We start from the raw sequence: 23,581 nt of genomic DNA, 5'->3' as shown, positions 1-23,581 counted from the left end.
CGTACTGCCTCATATTTTTTAGTTCACTCTTTCTTTGGCAAAAATACTGTCATTAATCCAATCAGAGGCAGGAAAGAACATAGTTGGAAGACCGTGCCGATTCCAGAATGATCAGCTATAACACCTAGCCCTGCAGCACCAAGTCCACCCATGCCAAATGCAAACCCAAAGAACAAACCCGAGATCATACCAATGCGGCCAGGTACAAGTTCCTGAGCAAATACTAATATTGCTGAAAATGCAGATGAAAGTACCAGACCAATTATAATTGTAAATAAGCAGGTCATTTCCAGGTTCAGATATGGCAGGAAAAGACTAAATGGCGCAGCACCCAGGATTGAACACCATATAACCTTTTTCCTTCCGAAGCGATCCCCTAGTGGCCCTCCAATTACCGTTCCGGCTGCAGCTGCAAACAGAAAAGCAAAAAGATAGAGCTGTGCCTTTTGCACAGGCAAATTAAACTTGTTGATGAGATAGAAGGTGTAGTAACTACTCAAGCTTGACATGTATACAAACTTGGAAAATATCAATATCAGCAAGACACTGATGCCAGTGATAATCGTTTTTCTCGGGAAAGGTGATATTTCACGTGCAGCATTTGCAGGCCCTGTGTTTTTAGTCTGTACCCTGTACCATCGGCTAACCTGCATTAAAATAATCATAGCTAGCAAGGCTGCCAGCACAAACCATGCCACATGACTTTTGCCGTACGGTGCAATAATTATCGCAGCCAGTAAGGGCCCTAAAGCGCTACCAAGATTACCCCCGACCTGGAATAGTGACTGAGCCAGCCCGTGTCTGCCGCCTGAAGCCATTCTTGCTACTCTTGACGATTCGGGATGGAATACAGACGAACCGGTACCTACTAAAGCAGCCGCAATCAGTAATTCAGGATAGGTTTGAGCTAATGAAAGCATAATCAGACCTACGAGTGTAAATCCCATCCCGACAGGTAAAGAACGCGGTTGTGGATATTTATCAGTATAAATGCCAATAAGAGGTTGCAACAGGGAAGACGTGACCTGAAACGTTAATGTAATCAGGCCAATCTGCACAAAGCTGAGTGAAAACTCAGGCTGTAGCAATGGATACAGAGCCAGGAGTAGCGACTGTATCATGTCATTCAATAAATGAGCTGCGCTTATTGCCCCCAATATTTTGAATGACGTCTTCGCTATTTTAGGAATGTGTACTGGATCGGCAGTGACGGTTTTACTTGAGTTCATTAACATGTTTCCGAAGAGGCATGGTGTTTAACATGACAATACCAGAAGGCCTGATTCCTATCAGGCCGTCTGGCTGTGACAATCAGTTTTTGAAACTCTTTTAGTTATCTTCTGTTTTCGACATAACTACTGTAACTATGGAAGCTGAAAGCAGAACAACGACGCTGAGTGAAATGAAAGCATTCGTCAGACCAATAAAATGCGCTGCATAACCAATCAACGCTGGCCCAAGCAATACCCCCAGGTACCCGAGAATACTTGCTGCTGATATAGCCAGTGTTGCTGGCATCGATTTTTGACGCCCAGCCAAAGAAAACAGTACAGGGACGACATTACCGGCAGCAAAACCAGCCACTGCCATTGCAGCAAGAACCCACTCGTAAGTGTTGAAAACAGTCGCAAGGTAGATACCAATAGCGGTTAATACCACTCCGGAAAGGAGCATGGATTTTTCACCCATAATGGTAACCACGCGGTCGCCGATAAAGCGGCTTAACGCCATAGCGATTGCAAACACCACATATCCTGTTCCTGCCACACCAGCTGCCACGTTTTTCACTTGAATCAGGAAGATAGCTCCCCAGTCAAGCATGGCTCCTTCCGCAAGGAAAATAATCATTGCGAGCACACCGATCCCAATAACCTTGCCTTTTGGCATCACGAAAAGTGGATGATCTTCTGTCGAGCGGTTGGTGAAAAAACCCGATGCAGCTAAAGAGATACTAATCAATACAACCAGCGCGGCTGCACCAGCGGCGATTTTGATATCCAGTCCTGAAGCAATCAGTAACGTAACAAAGCTTGCGCCCGCAAGTCCGCCGATACTGTAGAAGCCGTGAAAGCCAGACATCATTGGACGGCCAGCTGCATTCTGTACTTCAGTGCCATGAATGTTAGCTGCGACGTCCGTTGCGCCAATTGACGCTCCGAAAAGAAGCAAGGTCAGGCCCAGTGCTATTGGTGTAGAAACCATTGCAAGTAATGGCAAAGCAATAAATAAACCACACGCACCCGCAAGGATTATTTTTTTGCTGCCGACTTTACCTGCGAGCCCACCCGCAGTAGGCATACCAACCACGGCACCAAGTCCCAGGCAAAGAAGAATTGAACCCAACATGGCAGAATCAGCATGGATCCGTTGTTGAGCATAAGGTACTAAAGGTGCCCAGCAGGAGAGGCTAAAACCTGCTATAAAAAATGCTACACGTGTAGACCATTTCGCGGAACTCAGCTTTTTAGCAAGCTGAGCGTCGTTGATGCTATCAACGTTGCTTTCATTTTGACTCATAATCATTCTGTTCCTGATAATCATTTCGATTGAGGACAGATTCTACGTATTGTATGCTTGGTAAAATTCATCTGTTATGACGAAATATGTCGATAAATCGCCAAAATTCAGCTAACCCTGATAATGCTGCTGCTCTGATCGTAGGTCAGACAGAAATTTGTGAACCTTACACAACGGCACAACATAGCCATCAGCGGCATCAATTGATTTATGCCACCCGTGGGGTGGTTCATATGTCTACTGCTGTTGGGGAGTGGATCTTGCCACCGAGTCGTGCGCTATGGATCAGCGGCGGCACTAAGCATGCACTTACGGTCAAGCGCCCGGCAGAAATCAATATTCTTTATATTGACCCAGTTATCTATCCATTCACTAGCTTTGCTCAATGTTGTGTCGTTGAGGTCACCGCCCTGGTACGGGAGTTGATTGCAACCTGTTCCCAACATGCCTGGGATTATGAAACTAATACGCCTGAATACAGGCTTTCTGCAGTCTTGATCGACCAGATCAAAAAGCTTGATCTCTCTCCGCTTGATTTGAATCTTCCCAGAGATGAGCGCGCGCTGAGAGTGGTAGAGCTCTTAAAAAAAGACCCGGGAAACCGGGATCCTCTTAACGTGCTCGCTCGCGAAGTGGGGGCGAGTGCACGTACGATTGAGCGCCTTTTCTCAAAGGAAACGCATCTATCTTTTGGCGCATGGAGACACCGTCACCGTATGCTGTTCGCCGTCGAAAGGCTGGCTTACGGTGAAAATGTCACCCGAGTCGCACTTGAGGCAGGCTATGAATCATCCTCAAGCTTTATTGCCTCTTTTCGGGCGATGTTTGGCACTACGCCATCGCGCTATTTCCGATTTGAATCAGCGGCTTCGAATTAGCCATAAAAAGAATGGAACGCCAACTAATGCCGCGATTAAGCCCGCAGGTAATTGCCATGGAAACACAGCCATTCTACCTACCCAGTCTGATACGACCATCAGACTGGCTCCTGCCAGGCCTGCTATTGCCAACTGTCCCGTCACTCTCCTGAAGCCCAGATATCTGGCAATATGCGGAGCCATAAGGCCGACAAAACTTAGTGGGCCGACAATGAAAGTGGAAAGGGCGGTTAGCACAGCCGCAAGTGACATTAACGCGAGACGGCTCAGTGACAGGGGCACTCCTAATGAACACGCAACAACCCCGCCAAATGGAAGTAATGACAGCCATCGATGAACCAGCGGAATACAAAAGGTAAGCACTAGCGCAGCCAGAGACACGCTAATAGCTTTTTCAGCCGTTAAACCATATGTTGAACCCGCAAACCACGATAGCAGCATGGAGGTTCTGGGATCGCCACCTGAAATCATAAGCATGAGTAAAGCCAGAAATGCAGCGTTTAGTGCCATCCCGGTTAACATCATACGTTGGGGGGAAAAATCTCTGATACCAGCTATGGTGGTAATAATGATCAGCGTGGCCACTGAACCCAGACAGGCTGCAGGAAAATACCAGGCTGTTATGTTTCCAGGAAATGCCAGCATTCCAATCACCATACCTGCTGCCGCACCGGTACTTACGCCCATGACCTCCGGGCTGGCTACCGGGTTTCCGGTCAGGCGTTGAATAATACAACCAGCAAGGGCGAGCATGATTCCTGCAGAAAACGCGCCAAGTACCCGTGGGATTCGGAACGAAAGCACGGATTCTGTAGCCCAGGCCCAGCCGTTAGCATTTTTCCCCAGCCCTGATGCTAATAGCGTCAGGGCTGAAAGTATAATTACACCTGACAAAAGCCATTTTTTCAGGCTTCTTTTGGAAGCTGAATAGTTTTCAGATTCCCCGGCTGTTGAATACATACGCTCTTTGAGCCTGGGAAGTAATAAAATGAGCCCTGGTGCACCAACAACGGCCGTGACAGTGCCAGTAGGGATCTCCTTCCAGTAAGATGCCAGTAAAATGACGATTTGATCCGAAATGAAAAGCAACAGCGCGCCGGTTACTGGCACCGTCAAGATCAGCGTTACCAGACGTCTAACACCAAGTAGCCTTGTAATTAGAGGCGCAAATAGCCCGATGAATCCAATGATGCCAACAGATGTCACCAGAGTAGCCGTAAGGTATATGCCTACCAGAAGCGCAAAGGGCCGTATGAGCTGAAGCTTAAGCCCCAGGTTTCTGGACATCATTTCATCCATGCCAAGTAACGTCAGGGGCCGATGTAGCGCCAGAATAATGATGAAAGAAATCAACAACTGCGGAAGCAGGCGCAGGACGACTGCCCAGTCAGTTTGCGTCAGCGAACCTGTTCCCCACAGAAGAACGCTCTGTAATCTTTCGTGAAAATACAGACCAATCAGTTGGCTGACAGCGCTGCAGTAAAGGGTCAGGACTAACCCTATAAGAATCAACCCTACCGGAGAAAGCTGTTTTCCTCGCGTCATAAACGCGATGACAGCCCCCATAAAAACAGCGCCAAGGAGCGAACCCGTACCTGGAGAAATTATATTACAACCCCAGAGAGTCGCCATTGTCATGCCTAGCTGAGCCCCGTTAGCAATACCTAGTGTTGAGGGTTCTGCCAGAGGATTACGTAGCACCTGCTGGAAAAGCAGACCGGCCAGTCCAAGCCCTGCACCGATCATCACAGACATCGCTGAACGGGGTAAAAAACTGTACTGAAGTAAGGTTATTTCAACCGCGTAATGTGTATTAAAAGGACTGTAAGCAGCCCACAACTCTATCGGTAAAATGTGATTTACGTTGAAAATGACTAAGATACTGGCCGTTATCAGCGCGACGGGTAAGGCGGATAAGCGAAGAGAAATCATATCTCCTCCAGAATTGCATCAAGCAGATGGCAAAAGCGCAGCGCTGTTACTGGACCTCCGTAATACCAGATACCGGGCACCCGTCTGAAACGCTCTTCTTTTACAAAAGGCATCATCTTCCAGAGTGCGGTATCTGCAAGGTTTGCCATTGTTGTATCATCATTTTCAGTGAAGCAAATAACCTCGGTTTCTTGCAGACCTATTAGTTGTTCTATCCCAACGACCGCACTTCCCCAGAAACTGGTGTCTCCCTGCCATCCTCCCGGAATACCTGCTTTGCTCATAACCTCAAGAAACAGGCTATTTTGTCCAAAAACCAGAGCATGTCGCTGGTCAACAAGCGACATTAAAAGTAGTGGTCTTCTTTTCTTTTGAGCATATTTAAGCCTCAGTGCAGAGATTTCTGACTCGATGGTAGCAATTATTGCTTTCGCCCTGTCGTATCGACCTAATCGGACAGAGAGCGCCGTCAGGGATTGGCAGGACGTTGTGAGCGGTCTGCCATTTTTATTGCTGTATACAAGACCAAAGGATGGGGCAATCGAGTTATATACTGACGGTGAAGGGCCGTAACCTTCCGCGTAAACGATAAGATCGGGTTGCATCGCGGCTAAAAGTTCCGTATTTGGCTCTGTTCTTAAACCGAGTTCCGTGGAGCCATCAGGCAAGACGGGCTCCTTAACCAGTGATCGGTAATTCTCAATTTCTGATACAGCAAAGGGCATAACACCCAGCGTCAGAAGCATTTCAACAGCCAGCCATTCTGTGGCTGCTATTCGCTGCAGATCGCGCGAGGGAGCGGGACTTTTACCGACCGCAGGTAACCCCAGGAATAAGGATAAGCCAGCCAGATACTTTAAAAATTGCCGACGTTTAAAATCTGCCACTGCAGGGGAGGGGTTATTACTGAACATAACAGACAGGATGCCCTTCAACCGGATGGGAAAAGGTACCCATCTGAATACCATAAATAGTATTTAATGACGCCGGTGTAACAATCTCAGCGGGCGAACCCAGAGCAATTAAATGTCCGGATTTAAGCGCGAGAAGATTACTGCAATATCGGGCTGCCATATTTATATCGTGCAGTACCGCGATGATTGTGATTTCCTTTAGATGGCATAATTTTTTTAGCAGACACAATATTTCAGACTGCTGGGCAATATCCAACGCTGAGGTCGGCTCATCAAGTAAAAGACATTTAGTGTCTTGTGCAAGAGTCATCGCAATCCATGCTCTTTGCCTTTCACCGCCGGACAAAGAGTCAACCAGCCTCTTAGAGAGTCGTGACAGTCCTGTGTCAGCGATTGCTTCATCAACTTTCTGCATATCGTATTGGGTAAATCGGCCCAGTGCGCCATGCCAGGGATAGCGTCCTAATGAAACCAACTCCCTGACTGTCATGCCCTGTGCGGAAGGGAGGTGCTGAGGTAGGTATGCAACTTCGCGCGCAAATTCAGCATGTCCCCATTGCTCGACAGGACGTCCCTGAAATATAAGACTCCCCGTTGAAGGAGAAAGATGTTTGCCAAATAGCCTCAGCAGCGTTGATTTACCCGAGCCATTATGCCCTATCAGGGCGTTAAATTCCCCGCCTGGGATAGTGACCGAGGATGGATATAATAATTGTTGTCCGTTAATTTGAAATGCTGCTTCTGACAATAGAAATAGCGCATTGTGTTTTATCGTATTGTTCATCAGACCCTGTAAAGCGGGCAGGTGCCTGCCCGTTTACCCTCAGAAATGGAACGTGGCAGTGGCTGTCATCTGGCGCCCAGCGCCACGGAAACAGCCATAGTCGGCAAAACAGCTTGAAACGTATTTTCGGTCCAGAATATTAGTAACGTTAAGAGCAATGTTTGCCCCTCTCAGTCCGAGCTGGCTAAGTTCATAGCTAACCAGTCCGTTCCAGACGGCAACACTACCCACTTTGAACGTATTCTCTGAATCCCCCCAACTGGAGCCAATAAAACGCCCTCCGCTTCCAAGGGTCAACCCATTCAGTGCTCCCTGACTGAAGGTGTAGTCGAGCCAGAGGGAAGCCTGATGATCAGGAACCTGATCAGGCGTCTTTCCCTTCAGTTGTGTGTCTTTGGTATATTCAGCGTGTGTATAGCTATATGAGGAAATTAAGTTCAGATTATCCGTTAATCCGGCTTTCGCTTCGAGTTCAATACCCTGGACTTCAATTTCACCAGCGGCCACTTTAAACAGAGGGTTATCTGGGTCTGTTGTCAGATTATGCGTTTTGGTGAGTTGATATACTGCTGCACTGAGCATGGCAGAACGTCCATGTGGCACATAGCGCACGCCCGCTTCGTACTGTTCACCTCGTGATGGTGCATAGGAGACCGGAGGAGTTGAAGATAACCCGAAGCTGTTAGGTTCAAATGACTGGCTGTAGCTGATGTAAGGTGTGATGCCATTATCAAACAGGTAATTTAATCCACCCCGCCAGGTAAACTGATGGTCGTTTCGGGAGATACCGGTATTTGTCTGGCGAAGATAGGTTTCCTGATGTGACCAGTCATAGCGTCCCCCCAGCGTGAGCAACCAGTTTTCATACTGCGCCTGATCCTGTACATAAATACCTGTCTGACGAGTCTTGTCATGCGCATAAGGTTCTGCGTCACCAAAAGCAAAATCATTCTGCTCTGGGTTATACAAATCCAGAGATGTCGCAGAACCATACAGGTTACTGATGTCATTGTTTAAATTTCTGTAATCGATACCTGATAAAAGAGTGTGGTCAATATTCGCTGTGTGAAAATCACTCTCAAGCTGAGTATCCACAGAGAAACTATTCATCCGCTCGTTATCAATAAATTGCCCGCGCGAGATCGTGTGATTTAAATCGGCAGAAGGTACATCAGGGCAATCAGTCGTGGAGCAAATTCCTCTTCCATAGACACTTTGCTGTGACGTTTTGACTCTGGAATAACGCAGGTTCTGCCTGAACGTATAGTTGTCGGACAATACCCGTTCGAAGCTATATCCTACGGATCGCTGGTAACGTGACCAGGTATTATTGGGTGCGCTGTCGTCAAAATCGTCAGGCAGTCTAGCCCCGTCAGGCAACGGATCTAAAGTACCTTGTCTTGGCATCCATCCATAATATCCCACCTCAGGTTCGTTCTGAATGTTGGACAAGAATGTAAACGTTGTGTTTTCGTCCGGACGCCAGGTAAAAGAAGGCGCTATTGCGAAACGCCGCTGCCTTGAAAGGCTTTGTTCCTCATCGGAAGAACGAGCCATACCTGTAATCCTGAATGCGTAGACCCCCATGTCATCCAACGTATCACCGAAATCAAAGCCAGTTTGCATGAGGTTATTCGATCCCATTTTAAACTGCACTTCGCGTACTGGAGTGTAGACCGGGCGCTTGCTTACCATCGAAACAATGCCACCAGGATTACTCATTCCATACAGAACTGAGGCGGGGCCTCGAAGTATCTCAATCCGTTCGAGCAAATAGGGTTCGGTCGACATCTCGTTCCAGTTGTCGCCAGTGAGTTTGAGGCCATCCAGATAGTTGTTTTGTCCCTGTCCGGATGAAAAACCACGAATCTTAACCATATCAAAAGCGTTAGAGCTACCTCTGTCAGATACGGTTACTCCTGGCGTATATCCGAGCGCGTCCTTTAACGATTTAGGCTGCAAAATATCGATTTCTTTTCGGGTGATCACGGAAATGGACTGGGGGATATTTTTTATATCAGAACTGGTTTTTGTACCCGTAGCCGACTTTTTGGATACCAGCCCAGGAGTTGCTCCCCAGGGGTCTTCGCTGCTGTTTTTTTCAGCATCAGCGCTGACCAGAATGCTATCTTCTGCGTATACGGTGTTTGCTGTAAGGGCTGACAGTAAGGCGATTTTCAGGGTTACAAAAAGGGGGCTTAGTCCAGATACTTTGCGAGACGCGTTTACAGAAGAGCGATACATGTTTTGTTCCTGATATAAACAACCTGAATGCCAATGAGAGTGATTTTTATTCACATCGCAGGGCGGAGTGGCCCCGGTTTGATCGTGGATACAGTATTATTTTGTTCTGGCAGAGAATATTGATAAAGCGACAAATAACATTGCTATCTCGCCATGCTGAACTTTAAAACGAAAGGTGAAGGATTTATATGATAAGAGGGAGTGTTTCACCTTGGTACAATAGGCGTTAAATGAAAAATTAGCGCTTAAGAATGTAGGTTTTACGACATCATATGTTTAATTGTCGCCAGCGACACAAATAATTAATTGATAAATATGCGCCAAATCAATTGGTTATGTCTGGCAATCTTTATTTGGGCATTCAATTTGTGATTGACCCAATAAAGATGGAGCCTTAACATAGTATTAACTTACTGTGCAGGTGAACTGATAGTTCAGCACATTCCTTAAATGATTCAGTCGAATCATTAGCAATGTGAGGATACTCATGAAAATTCAACTGTCAGGTTTCTGTGTAATATTTAAATCAGTTATTCATTCTGTTTTGACTCCATTAAATCAAAGAAAACGTTGCCGCTCAGATGGTTTTTTTAACGCTAACGCTGGTTTTGCTCGTTTTTGCTGAGCTCTGTTTGAAGCAGTCTACACTTTCTCTGCATCATTCCTGGCGCTCTGCGTGGAATTGAAAATTAGATAACGATGGTTTAAATATGAAACAGATAGATCAAAAAAAGAACATTCTCATTTGTGGATCAGGTATTGCCGGACCAACACTGGCATTTTGGTTAGCTAAGCAAGGGCATAAGGTCACTGTCGTTGAGCGAGCATCAAGCTTACGCTTAACGGGGCAAACTGTAGACATTCGCGATGAAGGCCGTGATGTGGTTGAGCGCATGGGGCTTCTTAAAGACATTTCAGAATTAATGACAAATGAAGAGGGTTTGCGCTTCGTTGACAGCAAAAATATCATTCAGGCTGAATATCCAAGTGCAGGTGGGAAGAAGTCATTTGTTACAGATATAGAAATACTCAGAGCTGACTTATCGACGCTTCTGCTGAAATCGACACAAGATGATGTTGAGTATATTTTTGGAGATTACGTCACTTCCTGTCATGAGAATGAAGCTGAAGTCATTGTTAACTTCAAAAATCATGCTCAGAGAACTTTTGACCTTATGGTTATTGCTGAAGGGATGCGGTCATCCACGCGCGAACTCGTTTTTGGTAAGGTTCCTGTTCATCACATTGGTCTATACACTGCCTATTTTGCGATGCCTTATCAGCCTCAGGATGGGACATGGGTGCGCTGGAGCAATTGTACGGGTGGAAAGTCTATTCTGTTACGCCCGGACCAGGGACGCTCAACCCGGGCATATCTGTATATCAGAAGCAGTAAGCGAGGCATTGACCTTACAGGCCGAAGTGCCGTTAATAGCTTCATAAAAAGCACTTTCAGGAACGATGGCTGGGAAGCACCACGCATACTTGAAGAACTTGATAAAACTGACGATATCTTCTTTGAAGATCTTGGGCAGATACGAATGGACTCATGGTCCAGGGGAAGAGTCGTATTGCTTGGGGATGCGGCTTATTGCGCGACGCCTGTAAGTGGTATGGGTACCACTCTTTCAATCGTAGGTGCATATATTTTGGCCAAGTCACTGTTGACCAGAGAGGATCATCATGCTGCATACAAAGCGTACGAACAAAAAATGCGACCCTATGTGCAACAAGCTCAGTCGATAAAACCCTGGACTATACGACTCGAACAACCTTCAACCAAACTGGGTATTGCGCTATTTTATAGGTGGAAGCGACTAGAAAAGACGAAGCTCATGCAGTTCCTTATGAGTCCTTTTGGGCCTAAAAGAGAGCATGTGGATTTTTTGGGCGCTCCCATCGTTTACGACACAGACATCATTCGCGCACCTGAGAAATCAACTTTGTAGGAAATAGATTTAGTCAGCGAGATCTAAGCGAGTCGCTGACTGCGTTGTTATTGATTTAATGTTGGGATCTTACTCCAGCCTGTAAGCAGCCCATCTGGCAACGCCGGTTTGAAGTCAATTCTTGCCGCCTGTGCGGGTGGCAGAGCCAGCAGGAGGTGATCACAGGCGTAGGCCATGCTTTTACCATTTTCCGCTCGGCTATGCACCAGTACTTCTTCACCCTTACTGGAGACTGCCATAACCTGCTGGCCGAGCATAATTTTCCCGGACGGGATCTGACTTTTCAACGCAGATGTCAGGGCCTGCATACCGCCTTTTAGCCTGAATGATGGTGGTGATGTTTCATACGATGGATAACGTTGTGGTGCAGAATAGCGATGGCGTTCAAACATCATTTCTCCCGGGCGAGTCTGCGGGATAAGAGAGAGATCGAGCGCATTAACAAGGCGCGCGAGTTCGGGCTGCATATCAGGCCAGAACCATGTAGCACCCATATCGACATGAAGTCCGTCAGGGGTGTTTGCTAACATCTGGCTTGAAAGCACACGCCCGCCGGCTCTTTCTCTTGCCTCCAGTATCGTATAGGCCACACCCGCCTTTTCAAGTAATGTCGCGGCGTATAAACCACTCACACCTGCGCCGATAATAACAACTTTGCCGCTCATTAAGTGACTCCGATCAGGGTTTCAGGGCTAAGATGCCCCGTTTTCAAATAGAGAAGAGTATCCGTCCCAGCGGCCAGCAATGCGGGCATATCTCCTGGCGGCAGCCGTAACCAACTACCTTTCTCATATTCATCTTGCGGATCTGTGAGGGTCCCTTCCAGTATCATCAGCTCCGCTCCTCCAGTCAGGGGAGTACAAAAGAGACGCTCGCCTGGGGCGATTTTCAGTAGCATGACGGTTTCAGATGCACTGGAGAAAAGAGGGCACACTTGTCTTCTCGGTTGACCGTGCCAGTTCGACATATCCTTCGTATTGATTCTTAAAGGCTGCCGTTCTTCAGGATTCATCTGGCGCAGCTTCACGAAAATGGTCGTACCGCCATGACTCGAAGGTTGATGAGAAGGACCATCCGGGCTGCGCAGGTACCAGCCTGCCGGGTAATCAATCCCGTTCTCTGTAAAGATGCCGCTCAGGACCAGAATTTCTTCTCCACCGGGGTGATGGTGTACGGGAAACAAAGAGTCAGGGGCATACCTGACAAGGCTGGTCGCGCGAGCCTGCTCTCGACCGATTCTGTCGAGCATCACTCTCTCGACACCAGGTTGAGGGGAGGCTACCCACTGATAGCGGTCAGGCGTCATTACAGCACGCTGTGAGAAATCTGAATTCAGTAACATCATATTCATATTAGGGCACCCTTTCAGGTGCCCTTTGGGGGTTATTTGTTCGGCAGGTTGTCGTAAACATCGAGGGCACGTGCAGTGTAAGTCAGCGCTGCACCAGTGTTAAGGTTAATGGCGACGGCCAGTGCCTCTGCAATCTCTTCACGGGTAGCACCGTGCTTAACCGCAGCATCAACATGCACGGCCAGGCATCCATCGCAGCGCGTGGTGACAGCAACGGCCAGCGCGATTAATTCGTGTGTCTTAGGATCAAGATGTTTGTTTTCAGATGCGCCTTTGTCCATCTGCTGAAAGCCTTTCATAAATTCTGGCTGCAGTTTGGCAAATTTACCGATGGTTGCGAGCAGGCCGCTGCGATATTCATTCCAGTTTAAAAACATGTCGGGCTCCGGTTGGTATAGGTTTTAGATGAAAATGACGTCCCTGGCCAACGCCTCTGGCGCATTTGCAAGGTTGTATATCATTCACTGGAGACGATTATCAGAAAGCCCGGTAACTTCAACAAATCAGATATTCTTGCGAAGCGGTGAAGAAATTCTATGTCGTAAGGTTGGTAGCGGAAGAGGCATTACGCGATCGATTGATGCCTGTACCTGGATATTATTCACTTTCCGACAGGACGTCCTGAAGTAGCCAGTCGTGAAAAATATTAACTTCACTACGCATAACCTGCTGCTGTGGGGTCACCAGATAATACGACCATTTTAGCGGCCAGCGATAGTCGGGCTGCAGCTGCGCAAGCTGTCCGGTTTCGATAAGTTTCTTCACCAGAGCATATCGTACGATAGCTACACCACGACCGCTCAGAGCGGACAGAATCACCGCTGAGGTGGAATTGATATGAAGTCCGCTTTCAAGTGCCTCGGGGGCATTCACAGTCTGGAGCACCTCGTCCCACGATGGAAAATCTGCGCCGGGGTGAGGGGTATCATCATAAATAAGCTTTTGCGTGGCGAGCCACTCGCCACAGGTTATTTTGCCTTCCGGAACAAGACGCGGACTGCAAACCAGTACGGCTTCTTCATCCATCAGCCAGGTTTTATTGACGCCCGGCCAATCCCCCTGTCCACAACGGATACCGATATCCGCCTCCCCGTGCGACACGTCCATTAGTTTTTCCGTAACGTTAAGCCGCAGGTCGATACTTTCATGGGTTTCTGAGAACCGGTTCAGTCGTTCCATTAGCCAGTTCATCATCAGTACCTGAGAGGCGGTTACTACGACGACCGAACGCGCGCGACGTCCGCGTAGTTTGTTCAGTCCAGATTCCAGTTTGTCCAATCCTTGGGTGATGTCCAGCAGGGCTTCCTGTGCTTCATCAACCAGCGTCAGGCGCTCCTTCCCTGAACGGGTGCGGTGAAGAAGCGGATGTCCCACCCAGTCTTCCAGTGCGCGGACAAGCTGGCCTACTGCGGCTGGCGTGACGCCCAACTCCTGTGCCGCGCCAGTAAAACTTCCATGCCGGGCTGTAGCTTCAAATGCATGCAGCCATTTCAGGCGATTTAGCGATCTCATTTCATATTTCCTGACTCATTATTTCTTCAGTATACGTTAACGAGAAAGATTTTCTTTCCTGTGTCGCAATTTCTTCTCAGTCGTCAATACCGGGGGAGGGTGGCATTCTGATTTCACAGGATGAGGGGGCTGCCTTCTCATCAATGACAATCCAATGAATGTAAAGAGGTTAGCGATGAACGCATCTTTCTCCGGTAAAAAACTGTTAGTGGTCGGCGGTACGAGCGGTATGGGTTTCGAAACGGCGAAACTGGTTCTGAAAAATGGTGGCAGCGTGGTGCTGGTTGGCAATCGTCAGGACAAGGCTGAACAGGCCCGTCAGGCGCTTTCTGCTGATGGTCAGGTCTCCATCATCGTTGCTGACCTGATGAAAGAAGAAGGCATGCAGCACGTTATTAATACTATCAACGCTGAACATAAAGACATTAGCCTGCTGGTGAATGCAGCGGGTGTGTTCTTCCCGAAACCCTTCGTCGACAATGAAACGTCTGACTACGACATGTATATGGACATTAACCGTGCGACCTTCTTCATTACCCGCGACGTGGTGCGCAATATGGTAGAAGCCGGTATTAAAGGTTCAATCGTTAATATCGGTTCAATGTGGGCGCAGCAGGCCATCGGTGCCACTCCTTCTGCTGCTTATTCCATGGCGAAAGCCGGTCTGCACGCACTGACCAAAAACCTGGCGATTGAGCTTGGCGAAAAAGGGATCCGCGTGAATGCCGTTTCTCCGGCCGTTGTTCACACGCCGATTTACGAAGGCTTCATTCCGAAAGACGACGTGAAGGACGTGATGAACAGCTTCGACAGCTTCCACCCGATTGGCCGTGTGGGTACCCCGGTCGATATCGCGGAGACCGTTGCCTTCCTGCTTTCTGACAAGACTGGCTGGGTCACCGGCGCCATCTGGGATATAGATGGTGGCGTGATGGCTGGCCGTAACGCCTGATGACTCTGCCGCACGTGGGCGACCGCGTGCGGCACTGGAGTACTTATGCAAATCCAGACCGCAAACTATGACCTTGTCACCACATGGCAGGGGGGCATGGCCAGCCGCACGCGCTGCCAGTCTATGACGGGGGACAAGCGTCAAAGCCACGTTATCGATTCAGATGAACCTGTCGCGCTGGGTGGCGAAGGGCGGGCGCCCGGCCCTCAGGATCTGATGCTGGCAGCTTTTAACGCCTGCATGACGGCCGCCTTTGTTCAGGAAGCCATTGGGGCGGGCATCACGCTGACCCATCTTGATATCGAAATAATGCAAGAAACGAGAGGGGGATCCAAAATTCTAACGTATTGATTTATCGGCTAGTGGAAATGTCTTATGAACTTATTTATCAGTGTAGGTGATTTAACATAATATACATTATGCGCACCAACATAGATTAAGGCAAAATCCAGCTTTTAATGGTCATCCTTGTCTTCGTCAACGGCCGTGCCCAAACCCGCATTATCAACACATCCATCCATCATAACCACGCTCTGCTTCTATACTCCATATTTCACCGCTACTTACTGGAGGCTAAAATGTTTGACCATCTTAAATTCGGCGTAAGTGATTATGAAAAAAGCAAAACCTTCTTCCTCGAAGCCCTGCGGCCGCTTGGCGTAAAAATTATCGATGAAGGCACACCAGACTATGGCGTCGAAATGAGTTCCGGCGATGTTTCACTTTGCCTGTATCAGACACATGATAAGCCAGCACCATTACATATCGCCTTTGTAGCAACAACGCGTCAGCAAGTTGATGACTTTTACAATGCCGCGCTTCGTACGGGTGCGCAAGATAATGGCGCTCCGGGATTACGATCCTACGGCAAAAATTATTATGCCGCGTTTGTCATTGCGCCCGATGGCCATAATATCGAGGCGGTTTGTCATGCACCTGAAAGCGACTTATTGGACTGACACTACCACTGCTTCTGTGATCTGCATGCATGTTTTTACTTGATCCTGCATGATGATGCCTGATATGTTTATCCTCACTGCAAAACGGTAATTATCGTGCAATAACGTGCACTATCACTCACAGAGGTAGATATGACTCAACAGTTGATTTTAATCGCCGGACCCTATCGTAGCGGCACGGATGGTATTCAGGAACGTATCGATGCCAATCTGGCAAGATTAGAAAACGCAGCGCTTGCCGTGTACGAACGTGGGCACATCCCGGTCATTGGTGAATGGCTCGCCCTGCCACTGGCGAAGGCCGCAGGATCAACCTCGTTGCATGATGAAATCAGTGAAGCGATGCTGTATCCCGTTGCCCATCGCCTCATTGGTAAGTGCGACGCGATTTATCGCATCGAAGGTGCATCAAAAGGCGCAGATATGGATATTGAAGTCGCGCGCAAGCGTGGCCTTCAGGTCTACACCAGCTTAGAGAGCATTCCTCAAGCCTGACGGGATATCCATCAGCGTTCGTAGCTATCATTAATGTCCTGCGTGAGTTCGCTCGCGGTGACCAGGACATTATTGAAATGCAACTCCTCAACACCCGATATTTTCCCAAACTCGGTGGCATCGATGGAAATATCGTGCAGCGTTAACCCGCAGACAGGACGGCCCGGATAGCCTTCGATAAAAAACGCACGTGAGAATATGCTGCTGTCTGAACGGCGCGCGGTGATATTGCTAAGCGTTAGATGGCTCACTTCAGTCAGACCCGCCTCTCCTTCTACCCCATCAGCCAGTTTGCGCCAGTGCTCAGGCTTATCCTTCAGGTTGCCACGATCACCGTAGCTGTACTGCGGGAACCAGTTCAATTGGATAAGTACGGGGAAACGCACATTCTGGAGCTGCAAATTCCGCACCGTGATGTGGCGGATAAACCCGCCGCGATTGCGGGCTGACTTAATGCGAAACCCAACCCCCGTGCCGGTAAAACGGTTGCTTTCAATCAGTACGTGCTCGATCCCACCGGAGGTTTCACTGCCCAGGGTGATGCCAGAACCCTTGTTTAACACGCATTCCCGAATAACAATTTCCCTGGCCGTACGGGCTTTTTGCGCGGCCTCACGCCCGCGGCCCGCCTTAATGCAGATATTGTCGTCATTGCAGGAAACCGTACAGCGTTCAATTAGAACCTGTTCGCAAGAGTCAATGTCGATTCCATCGGTGCTTGGCCCCGCTGAATTAATGATACTCACGTTCTCGACTGTCACATTGCGGGAATAACATAGGTGCACATTCCAGAAACCGGACTCGCAACTGGTGAAATCCTTGAGCAGGATATTCTTACTTTCATACACCAGAACATTGCGGGGCCGCTGGCAATCATAGTCCACCACCCAGCGTAAACCGTTTGCGCTGTAGTCCGCAATCATGCCGCCGTGTTCATCATCTCCCCAGAACCGCTGCCACCAGATCCGCCCTTGCCCGTCAAGGGTGCCCGTTCCGGTGAGGCTTACGTTCTGCGCGTTAATCACATTGATCATGCCTGCTGGCCACCGCATATCAATGCCGGCAACCCGAGTGTCGATTAAGGGGTAATCTTCCAGGTGCTGGCTTCCTAAAAGCACCGCACCTTGCGCCAGATGCAGCGTGATATCGCTTTTAAGGAAGATGGCGCCGGTAAGATAACGGCCTGCAGGGATCACCACACTGTCGCCAGGCTGCGCTTTCGCAATAGCCTGCTGGATAGACGCCGTTGAAATACGTTCAGCACTCGGATCTGCCCCGAACGTTAAAATTGAAATGTCTGTCATGGAAGCCCCTGTACTGTTGAAAATCAGCAGTATAAGAACTCGATTAATCAATAACCTTTACCGCAGGGACAGCCTGACCAAAAAGCTGGCAGAAAACCGGTTATTCATGTGTCCGATCAGCGGTTTTAACGATCGTCACGCCCTTCTCTGTTATCGCATTTATCCAGGCCTTATCCGTACCATCTTCCACAACAATCGTATTCGCCAGGGACACATCGCCGATCGCAAATGACGAGGCGGTATTAATCTTTTCGGGGGAAGCCAGCACAATGGTCTCCGCGGCTCTGCCGGAAAATGCGCGTTTGATGCATGCTTCCTCGAAATCGCCGGTCGTCAGCCCTGCCTCCGGGTGAATGCCCGTTACCCCCATAAAGAAGAGATCTGCATGAATATTCCCAATACCTTCGATGGCGGCAGCACCCACGGTGACAATGGAGTGCTTGTACAGACGTCCGCCTATCAGGATAACGTCAATCAACGGGTGACTGACCAGGCCCAGCGCAATACTTGGGCTATGTGTGACGACGGTAATCTGAAGGTCTGGGGGCAAAAACGTGATTAACTCAGCGGTGGTCGTGCCGCCGTCGATGATCACCACCTGTCCTGCCGAAATGAGCTGAGCGCCTTTTCTCGCAACGTTTTTCTTCGCATCCATTTTCACGGTCTTACGCTCGGCAAAGGGTACTACCGCTGACGATGACGGCAGCGCTCCGCCGTGCACGCGTTGCAAACGCCCTTCTGCAGCCAGCTCGCGGAGATCGCGCCGGATAGTGTCTTCAGATACTGAAAAATAGACACTGAGTGCCGTCGACTGTACCTGACCTTCCGCTTCGAGTTTTTCCAGAATCAATTGTTTTCGCTGACTGGTGAGCATCGGATTTTCCTGATGTTGCATGTTTTATCTTGATGGTGCACGATAATGCGCTTTGTCATCTTAACTCTACGTAAGGAGAGCCGAACGTGCAATCAAAACGCGCAGATATCCGGATTATCGAGAGTGAAACTCTTTCCGATAACTGGTACATCCTGAAAAAATTTACCTTTGATAAACGACGCCGCGACGGCGAGTGGCAGCGCCAAAGCCGCGAAGTGTACGATCGGGGCAACGGGGCCACCATACTGCTCTACAATCGCGACAAAAAAACGATCATTCTCACCCGCCAGTTCCGCTTTCCGGTCTTTATCAACGGTCACGAAGGCGATCTGATAGAGGCTGCAGCGGGACTGCTCGACAATATGGATCCTGAAAGCCGTATCAAAGCGGAAGCCGAAGAAGAGACCGGGTTTACGGTGTCGCGCGTAGAGAAAATTTTCGAAGCCTATATGAGCCCTGGCTCGGTAACGGAAAAACTCTATTTCTACCTGGCGGAATATCACCCTCGGGACCAAACCGGCAAAGGTGGCGGAATCAAGTCTGAGGGTGAAGATATCGACGTGCTTGAAGTGACGTTGAACGAGGCGCTCCGCGGCATTGAGAGCGGCCAAATCGTAGACGGCAAAACCATCATGCTGATTTACCACGTCGCCCTGAAAGGGATCTTATAAATATCGCATTGTCAGATACCTGCCGCTGTGCGGGTATTTGCCTGTGCTATTCTTCCTTAATCCCCTGAAATGGAGCTGCGAACATGGCCGACTGGAATCCTTCTCTCTACCTGCAATACAGCGCGGAACGCACGCGCCCTGCCGCCGAACTTCTGGCGCGTGTTCCGTTAGATGGGGTTTCCACCGTCGTTGATTTGGGGTGTGGTCCGGGCAACAGTACCGCATTGCTGAAGCAGCGCTGGCCATCGGCACACATAGCAGGGGTGGATAACTCTCCCGCCATGCTGGAGGAAGCGCGCAGCGCGCTGCCAGAATGCCACTTTGTGGAGACAGACATGCGCCAGTATACCCCACGCCAGCCGCTCGATGTGATTTACGCCAACGCCTCTTTGCAGTGGATCCCGGACCATTACGATCTGCTGCCGCACCTGGTTTCGCTGCTTCGCCTGAATGGCGTGCTGGCGATTCAAATGCCCGACAACTGGCTTGAACCTACGCATGTTTCGATGCGCGAAGTGGCTTACGAACAAGGATACCCCGACCGTGGCCGTGAGCCGCTGCCCGGCGTGCATGCCTATTATGATATTTTGACGGAGGCCGGATGCGAGGTGGATATCTGGCGGACAACCTATTTCCACAAGATGAGCTCGCACCAGGCCATTATTGACTGGGTCAGCGCCACGGGATTGCGTCCGTGGTTGCAGGATCTCAACGAAAGTGAGCGGAAAACCTATCTGAAGCGTTATCAGGAACTGCTGGAAGAACAGTATCCGCTCCAGGAGAATGGGCAGATACTGCTGGCGTTTCCACGGCTTTTCATCGTTGCTCAGCGTCAACCCTGAGGCAGCATTCAGGAGCGGGCTTCTTTCAGAAGCTGTTGAATGACCTGCTCCTGTTTGTCGTAGTTACCCTCGCCGAATGAGGTATAGCGTAGCTGGCCTTTTGCATCAAAGAAGTAATGCGCAGGCCAGTACTGGTTTCCAAATCTATTCCAAATTTCATAGTGATTATCCGCCACCACCCGGTACGGGAGCTGCCATTTATTGACCGCATTTTTTACGGACGAGAGCGGTTTTTCCCATGGATATTCTGGCGTGTGCACGCCAATCACCACGAGTCCCTGAGACTGGTACCTGTTGGCCCAGTCCCGGACGTGGGGAAGCGTATGCTGGCAGTTAATGCAGTCCCAGGTCCAGAAATCGATTAGAACCACCTTCCCTCGCAATGACTCAGACGTGACAGGGTCACCATTTAGCCATCCCGTGCCGCCGCTTAATGAAGGTAATTCACTGCTCGGCGCGGTTTCCACCACCGGTAGCAATTTCGCGGTTGAGGTCGGCGGTTTTGCCAGGTTTAACAGTGAGTTTTCGAGCCGATCGGCGATGCCGTTTGCCCCTTTTAACGCTGACGTCATTCCGGTGACGTTGAACGCCACCGCGGTCAACATGATTACGCCAGCCCCCTGACGGAACCGCTCCATGAGAGCCGATTTTGCCCTTAACGGTTGCATTAGCTTACGACCTCCCGCAACAAGCAAGCCCAGCATCAGCGCACATCCACTGCCGTAAGCGATGAGCAGTGCGCCGGTGGCGATGGTTGAGTGACCGGCAATGTTGATGCTGAATATTGCGCCCAGAATTGGACCGGCACAGGGAGACCAGAGCAAGCCAACCGCCAGCCCCACCAGAAAGGCGGAAGGCATCCCACGTGATTGACCGCTGCGCGTATTTAGCACATTTCCGACATGGACCGCGGGTGTGGCAATACGCTGAGCAAGCTGCGGAAAAATAAGCGCAAGGGCGGCGGTAGCCAAAACAAGAAGCGCGAGCCAGCGGCCAATAACCGTGGCTTCCGCAATCCACTCGCTGGCTGCCGTGACGGCCAGAGCCACCAGGGTAAACATCACAATCATACCCGCGAGAAGTGCCAGAATATGCCGCCGTTGCCCCTGAAATCCGGCAAACAGCAGCGGAATAACGGGAAGCGTACAGGGGCTCAGCAGGCTAATCATCCCGCCTAAAAAAGCAATAATCAGAAACATAAAGACCTCACGTTACAGATTGGCTGCGTAGCTGCAGTGAGGTTATTTCAACGTAGTGATGTGTTCAGGTGATGTGCAAATCTGCGCAATTTGTATGCCACCGTATTCATACGGAGCGCAGATACAAAGCCGTACAATCAACGCCTCGGCAGCGTGACAGAAACCTCCAGCCCCCCTTCGGTGCGATTCTCCAGGTGAAGTTTCCCGTCCAGCTGCGCGGTGAGCTGCGCCGCGATGGCAAGGCCAAGCCCGGTTCCTCCCGTATCGCGGTTACGGGACGTTTCTACGCGGTAAAACGGCTGCAATACCGCATCAAGCTCGGCTTCAGGAATTCCAGGCCCGCCATCTTTGATATGGATAACAACCTGTTCTGCCTGAGGCTCGATTTCAATCTCGGCGTAATCACCGAATTTAAGCGCATTGTCCAATAAATTGGTGATTACCCGCCGCAACGCCTGGGGGCGAGTGACGATGGGCAGCCTTTCTTTGCTTGCCTGAAACTGCACGTTTTTACCGATATCCTGATAATCACTGGCAAGGGTATTTATCCAGGCGTTTAACTCCATCTTCACCTTAGCTTCTTCCAGAATTTCTGATGACCGGGCATAGGCAATACCCTCCCGAACCAAACGCGACATGCTGTCGAGATCGTTAAGCAGCTTGTCACGAAGTTCCGGCTGTTCCGCCATTTCGACGCGCAGCTTCATACGCGTTATCGGGGTTTGAAGATCATGCGAAATCGATGCCAGGATCTGCCCGCGTTCGCGCAGGTAAGCCTGAATTCGAGACTGCATCGCATTAAAGGCATGTGCCGCCCGCTGCACCTCGACCGGTCCCTGCTCTTTCATTGGCGCATGTGCCGCCGGGTCAAGAGAATCCACCGCGCGTGTAAACTGCGAAAACGGGCGTATCACCAGACGCACGGCAACCCATGAGCAGGCAGCCAGAAGTAACAGTTGCAGTACCAACACCACGGGCAGCCAACTGGCGACGGGCGGCATGCGGGGGATCAGGTCAATGGTGAGCGGCGCACCATCGCTTAAGGTGATATGCGCCTGAATGTGTGACATCGGCCCGGCAACGGCCGTGAAATAAAGGGGGTAGTCTGCGGAAAGCGTCTCTTTGAGGGTGCGCACAGCATCTTGCGACCGCTTGTCCTGCGGGGCTGCACCTGGTTCGCCCGGCCCGAGAATATAGTGATAATTTCCCCGGTTAAGCCGCGCCAGCCAGGCCGGACGTTCATTCGCCGGAAGACGGTCAAGAATGGCGACGCTGGTAGCAACATCATATTCCAGGTTCCCCAACATCACCGTCCGGGCGCTGCGCATGCGCTCCACCATTACCAGCGTCAGGCTGAGCGCATTAGCCAGTAGCAGCCCAAGCAGCACAATGATCAGCAGCCTGGCTAGCAGCGAACGCGGCCAGAAGGTCATTCATTAACCTCTTTAATGGTCACCGGCATGGTGAAAACGTAGCCTTCGCTACGAACGGTTTTAATGTAGGCCGGCGTTCGCGCATCTTCATTCAGACGCTGGCGGACGCGGCTCACCAACAGATCGATCGAACGTTCAAACAGTTCTGCATCTCGCCCCTGAGTCAGGTTCAGCAGCTGGTCGCGCGTCAAAACGCGTTGGGGATGGTCAAGGAAAACGCGCAGCAGGCGATATTCCGCACCGCTGAGCGCCACGATCGTGCCTTCCGGGTCGATAAGATGACGAGCAACGGTGTCGAGTTGCCAGTCGCCAAACTCAACCAACCGCCCTGCTTCGGTGACCTGCAAATTGGGCGGCATAGTGCGAAAACGACGCATAATGGCTTTGATGCGTGCCAGAAGCTCGCGGGCAACAAAGGGTTTAACCACGTAATCGTCGGCGCCCATTTCCAGCCCCAGGATCCGGTCCGTCTCCTCGTTGCGGGCCGTCAGCATCAGTATCGGCAGATCTTTATGCTTGCTGCTGCGCAGCTGTCGACACAGCGTGAGACCGTCTTCGCCCGGCATCATCACATCCAGCACAACCAGGTCGACGTGCTGTTTATTGAGCGCCGCATGCATCTCTTTCCCGTTCGCCGCGCCGGAGGCGTGATAGCCGGACTTAATGAGATAAGCGACAATCAGTTCACGAATATCCCTGTCGTCATCGACGACAAGGATATGATCAATATGCTCCACCGCAGGCTCCAGAATAAAGGGTAACGGATTGAAA

The 23,581-nt window shown here is 50.1% G+C and carries 23 protein-coding genes; 8 read left to right on the top strand and 15 right to left on the bottom strand.

The window, feature by feature from the left end:
* Positions 1-23 precede the first annotated feature (23 nt).
* The gene (locus tag N2K86_RS11040) at positions 24-1,229 is read right to left on the bottom strand and encodes an MFS transporter (RefSeq protein ID WP_260661551.1); all 1,206 of its coding nucleotides are present in this window, start codon (positions 1,227-1,229) and stop codon (positions 24-26) included.
* A gap of 100 nt (positions 1,230-1,329) precedes the next feature.
* A complete protein-coding gene (locus N2K86_RS11035; RefSeq protein ID WP_260661550.1) occupies positions 1,330-2,517 on the bottom strand; it encodes an MFS transporter in 1,188 nt (395 codons plus the stop codon).
* Positions 2,518-2,603: 86 nt separating this feature from the next.
* Between N2K86_RS11035 and N2K86_RS11030 the strand changes: the two genes are divergently transcribed.
* Positions 2,604-3,395, top strand: a complete 792-nt coding sequence (locus N2K86_RS11030; protein ID WP_077945297.1) for an AraC family transcriptional regulator — start codon at positions 2,604-2,606, stop codon at positions 3,393-3,395.
* Here the strand turns inward: N2K86_RS11030 and fhuB are convergent.
* Genes fhuB through fhuA form a run of 4 tightly spaced genes read right to left on the bottom strand, consistent with a single transcriptional unit; the run spans position 3,378 to position 9,269 of the window.
* Positions 3,378-5,327, bottom strand: coding sequence for a Fe(3+)-hydroxamate ABC transporter permease FhuB (gene fhuB / locus N2K86_RS11025; RefSeq protein ID WP_260661549.1), 1,950 nt, complete (start codon positions 5,325-5,327; stop codon positions 3,378-3,380). The two genes, N2K86_RS11030 and fhuB, sit on opposite strands and share 18 nt — an antisense overlap.
* Complete coding sequence (gene fhuD, locus N2K86_RS11020) at positions 5,324-6,241, bottom strand: Fe(3+)-hydroxamate ABC transporter substrate-binding protein FhuD (RefSeq protein WP_260661548.1); 918 nt, start codon at positions 6,239-6,241, stop codon at positions 5,324-5,326. Before fhuD ends, fhuB begins: the two co-directional genes overlap by 4 nt.
* Positions 6,231-7,028, bottom strand: coding sequence for an ATP-binding cassette domain-containing protein (locus N2K86_RS11015; protein ID WP_407065284.1), 798 nt, complete (start codon positions 7,026-7,028; stop codon positions 6,231-6,233). Before N2K86_RS11015 ends, fhuD begins: the two co-directional genes overlap by 11 nt.
* Positions 7,029-7,064: 36 nt before the next feature.
* Positions 7,065-9,269 carry a ferrichrome porin FhuA gene (fhuA, locus tag N2K86_RS11010; RefSeq protein WP_260661547.1) on the bottom strand — a complete coding sequence of 735 codons (2,205 nt, stop codon included), beginning with the start codon at positions 9,267-9,269 and terminating at the stop codon, positions 7,065-7,067.
* 710 nt (positions 9,270-9,979) lie between these two features.
* On the opposite strand from fhuA, the gene N2K86_RS11005 reads away from it, so the two are divergent.
* Complete coding sequence (locus N2K86_RS11005) at positions 9,980-11,218, top strand: FAD-dependent monooxygenase (RefSeq protein WP_260661545.1); 1,239 nt, start codon at positions 9,980-9,982, stop codon at positions 11,216-11,218.
* A gap of 47 nt (positions 11,219-11,265) precedes the next feature.
* Here the strand turns inward: N2K86_RS11005 and N2K86_RS11000 are convergent, their stop codons facing one another.
* The 4 genes from N2K86_RS11000 to N2K86_RS10985 all read right to left on the bottom strand — a co-directional run bounded on the left by N2K86_RS11000 (position 11,266) and on the right by N2K86_RS10985 (position 14,081).
* On the bottom strand, positions 11,266-11,883 hold the full coding sequence (locus tag N2K86_RS11000; protein ID WP_260661544.1) for a flavin monoamine oxidase family protein: 618 nt from the start codon (positions 11,881-11,883) through the stop codon (positions 11,266-11,268).
* Positions 11,883-12,569 carry a cupin domain-containing protein gene (locus tag N2K86_RS10995; RefSeq protein WP_260661543.1) on the bottom strand — a complete coding sequence of 229 codons (687 nt, stop codon included), beginning with the start codon at positions 12,567-12,569 and terminating at the stop codon, positions 11,883-11,885. Before N2K86_RS10995 ends, N2K86_RS11000 begins: the two co-directional genes overlap by 1 nt.
* Positions 12,570-12,601: 32 nt before the next feature.
* Positions 12,602-12,946, bottom strand: a complete 345-nt coding sequence (locus N2K86_RS10990) for a carboxymuconolactone decarboxylase family protein (RefSeq protein WP_007712977.1) — start codon at positions 12,944-12,946, stop codon at positions 12,602-12,604.
* A 220-nt stretch (positions 12,947-13,166) separates the two neighbouring features.
* Positions 13,167-14,081 carry a LysR substrate-binding domain-containing protein gene (locus N2K86_RS10985; protein WP_087053305.1) on the bottom strand — a complete coding sequence of 305 codons (915 nt, stop codon included), beginning with the start codon at positions 14,079-14,081 and terminating at the stop codon, positions 13,167-13,169.
* A 175-nt stretch (positions 14,082-14,256) separates the two neighbouring features.
* Here N2K86_RS10985 and N2K86_RS10980 point away from each other — a divergent pair, with 175 nt between their 5' ends.
* The 4 genes from N2K86_RS10980 to N2K86_RS10965 all read left to right on the top strand — a co-directional run bounded on the left by N2K86_RS10980 (position 14,257) and on the right by N2K86_RS10965 (position 16,487).
* On the top strand, positions 14,257-15,033 hold the full coding sequence (locus tag N2K86_RS10980) for an SDR family NAD(P)-dependent oxidoreductase (RefSeq protein ID WP_087053304.1): 777 nt from the start codon (positions 14,257-14,259) through the stop codon (positions 15,031-15,033).
* A gap of 45 nt (positions 15,034-15,078) precedes the next feature.
* Positions 15,079-15,384 carry an OsmC family protein gene (locus N2K86_RS10975; protein WP_260661542.1) on the top strand — a complete coding sequence of 102 codons (306 nt, stop codon included), beginning with the start codon at positions 15,079-15,081 and terminating at the stop codon, positions 15,382-15,384.
* Between the two features lie 227 nt (positions 15,385-15,611).
* A complete protein-coding gene (locus N2K86_RS10970) occupies positions 15,612-15,992 on the top strand; it encodes a VOC family protein (protein WP_260661541.1) in 381 nt (126 codons plus the stop codon).
* A 132-nt stretch (positions 15,993-16,124) separates the two neighbouring features.
* On the top strand, positions 16,125-16,487 hold the full coding sequence (locus N2K86_RS10965) for a DUF4406 domain-containing protein (RefSeq protein WP_010431180.1): 363 nt from the start codon (positions 16,125-16,127) through the stop codon (positions 16,485-16,487).
* A gap of 11 nt (positions 16,488-16,498) precedes the next feature.
* On the opposite strand, the gene N2K86_RS10960 is transcribed toward N2K86_RS10965, so the two are convergent.
* Together N2K86_RS10960 and N2K86_RS10955 are read right to left on the bottom strand one after the other, a co-directional pair.
* On the bottom strand, positions 16,499-17,791 hold the full coding sequence (locus tag N2K86_RS10960; protein ID WP_260661539.1) for a glycoside hydrolase family 28 protein: 1,293 nt from the start codon (positions 17,789-17,791) through the stop codon (positions 16,499-16,501).
* 100 nt (positions 17,792-17,891) lie between these two features.
* Positions 17,892-18,665, bottom strand: coding sequence for a DeoR/GlpR family DNA-binding transcription regulator (locus N2K86_RS10955; protein WP_260661667.1), 774 nt, complete (start codon positions 18,663-18,665; stop codon positions 17,892-17,894).
* Between the two features lie 86 nt (positions 18,666-18,751).
* Here N2K86_RS10955 and N2K86_RS10950 point away from each other — a divergent pair, with 86 nt between their 5' ends.
* Together N2K86_RS10950 and tam are read left to right on the top strand one after the other, a co-directional pair.
* Complete coding sequence (locus N2K86_RS10950; RefSeq protein WP_260661538.1) at positions 18,752-19,336, top strand: GDP-mannose pyrophosphatase; 585 nt, start codon at positions 18,752-18,754, stop codon at positions 19,334-19,336.
* 83 nt (positions 19,337-19,419) lie between these two features.
* A complete protein-coding gene (tam, locus tag N2K86_RS10945; protein WP_260661537.1) occupies positions 19,420-20,178 on the top strand; it encodes a trans-aconitate 2-methyltransferase in 759 nt (252 codons plus the stop codon).
* A gap of 8 nt (positions 20,179-20,186) precedes the next feature.
* Here tam and N2K86_RS10940 read toward each other — a convergent pair whose 3' ends face one another.
* The 3 genes from N2K86_RS10940 to N2K86_RS10930 all read right to left on the bottom strand — a co-directional run bounded on the left by N2K86_RS10940 (position 20,187) and on the right by N2K86_RS10930 (position 23,547).
* Positions 20,187-21,377, bottom strand: coding sequence for a cytochrome c biogenesis protein/redoxin (locus tag N2K86_RS10940; protein ID WP_260661536.1), 1,191 nt, complete (start codon positions 21,375-21,377; stop codon positions 20,187-20,189).
* Between the two features lie 137 nt (positions 21,378-21,514).
* Positions 21,515-22,810 carry a sensor histidine kinase gene (locus N2K86_RS10935; protein ID WP_260661535.1) on the bottom strand — a complete coding sequence of 432 codons (1,296 nt, stop codon included), beginning with the start codon at positions 22,808-22,810 and terminating at the stop codon, positions 21,515-21,517.
* Positions 22,807-23,547, bottom strand: coding sequence for a response regulator (locus N2K86_RS10930; RefSeq protein ID WP_042718094.1), 741 nt, complete (start codon positions 23,545-23,547; stop codon positions 22,807-22,809). The genes N2K86_RS10935 and N2K86_RS10930 overlap by 4 nt, the downstream gene beginning before the upstream one ends.
* Between the last annotated feature and the right edge of the window lie 34 nt (positions 23,548-23,581).

It is taken from the genome of Enterobacter mori (assembly GCF_025244905.1).
GTDB classification, from domain to species: domain Bacteria; phylum Pseudomonadota; class Gammaproteobacteria; order Enterobacterales; family Enterobacteriaceae; genus Enterobacter; species Enterobacter mori_A.
Note: the sequence above shows the minus strand (reverse complement) of the source record. Positions and strands in the feature narration are given on the sequence as shown.

Excerpts from the sequence above, each read along its gene's own strand:
- N2K86_RS11040 (WP_260661551.1), bottom strand. The coding sequence starts at position 1,229 with ATGAACTCAAGTAAAACCGTCACTGCCGATCCAGTACACATTCCTAAA.
- N2K86_RS11035 (WP_260661550.1), bottom strand. The coding sequence starts at position 2,517 with ATGAGTCAAAATGAAAGCAACGTTGATAGCATCAACGACGCTCAGCTT.
- N2K86_RS11030 (WP_077945297.1), top strand. The coding sequence starts at position 2,604 with ATGTCGATAAATCGCCAAAATTCAGCTAACCCTGATAATGCTGCTGCT.
- fhuB (WP_260661549.1), bottom strand. The coding sequence starts at position 5,327 with ATGATTTCTCTTCGCTTATCCGCCTTACCCGTCGCGCTGATAACGGCC.
- fhuD (WP_260661548.1), bottom strand. The coding sequence starts at position 6,241 with ATGTTCAGTAATAACCCCTCCCCTGCAGTGGCAGATTTTAAACGTCGG.
- fhuA (WP_260661547.1), bottom strand. The coding sequence starts at position 9,269 with ATGTATCGCTCTTCTGTAAACGCGTCTCGCAAAGTATCTGGACTAAGC.
- N2K86_RS11005 (WP_260661545.1), top strand. The coding sequence starts at position 9,980 with ATGAAACAGATAGATCAAAAAAAGAACATTCTCATTTGTGGATCAGGT.
- N2K86_RS11000 (WP_260661544.1), bottom strand. The coding sequence starts at position 11,883 with ATGAGCGGCAAAGTTGTTATTATCGGCGCAGGTGTGAGTGGTTTATAC.
- N2K86_RS10995 (WP_260661543.1), bottom strand. The coding sequence starts at position 12,569 with ATGAATATGATGTTACTGAATTCAGATTTCTCACAGCGTGCTGTAATG.
- N2K86_RS10990 (WP_007712977.1), bottom strand. The coding sequence starts at position 12,946 with ATGTTTTTAAACTGGAATGAATATCGCAGCGGCCTGCTCGCAACCATC.
- N2K86_RS10985 (WP_087053305.1), bottom strand. The coding sequence starts at position 14,081 with ATGAGATCGCTAAATCGCCTGAAATGGCTGCATGCATTTGAAGCTACA.
- N2K86_RS10980 (WP_087053304.1), top strand. The coding sequence starts at position 14,257 with ATGAACGCATCTTTCTCCGGTAAAAAACTGTTAGTGGTCGGCGGTACG.
- N2K86_RS10975 (WP_260661542.1), top strand. The coding sequence starts at position 15,079 with ATGCAAATCCAGACCGCAAACTATGACCTTGTCACCACATGGCAGGGG.
- N2K86_RS10970 (WP_260661541.1), top strand. The coding sequence starts at position 15,612 with ATGTTTGACCATCTTAAATTCGGCGTAAGTGATTATGAAAAAAGCAAA.
- N2K86_RS10965 (WP_010431180.1), top strand. The coding sequence starts at position 16,125 with ATGACTCAACAGTTGATTTTAATCGCCGGACCCTATCGTAGCGGCACG.
- N2K86_RS10960 (WP_260661539.1), bottom strand. The coding sequence starts at position 17,791 with ATGACAGACATTTCAATTTTAACGTTCGGGGCAGATCCGAGTGCTGAA.
- N2K86_RS10955 (WP_260661667.1), bottom strand. The coding sequence starts at position 18,665 with ATGCTCACCAGTCAGCGAAAACAATTGATTCTGGAAAAACTCGAAGCG.
- tam (WP_260661537.1), top strand. The coding sequence starts at position 19,420 with ATGGCCGACTGGAATCCTTCTCTCTACCTGCAATACAGCGCGGAACGC.
- N2K86_RS10940 (WP_260661536.1), bottom strand. The coding sequence starts at position 21,377 with ATGTTTCTGATTATTGCTTTTTTAGGCGGGATGATTAGCCTGCTGAGC.
- N2K86_RS10935 (WP_260661535.1), bottom strand. The coding sequence starts at position 22,810 with ATGACCTTCTGGCCGCGTTCGCTGCTAGCCAGGCTGCTGATCATTGTG.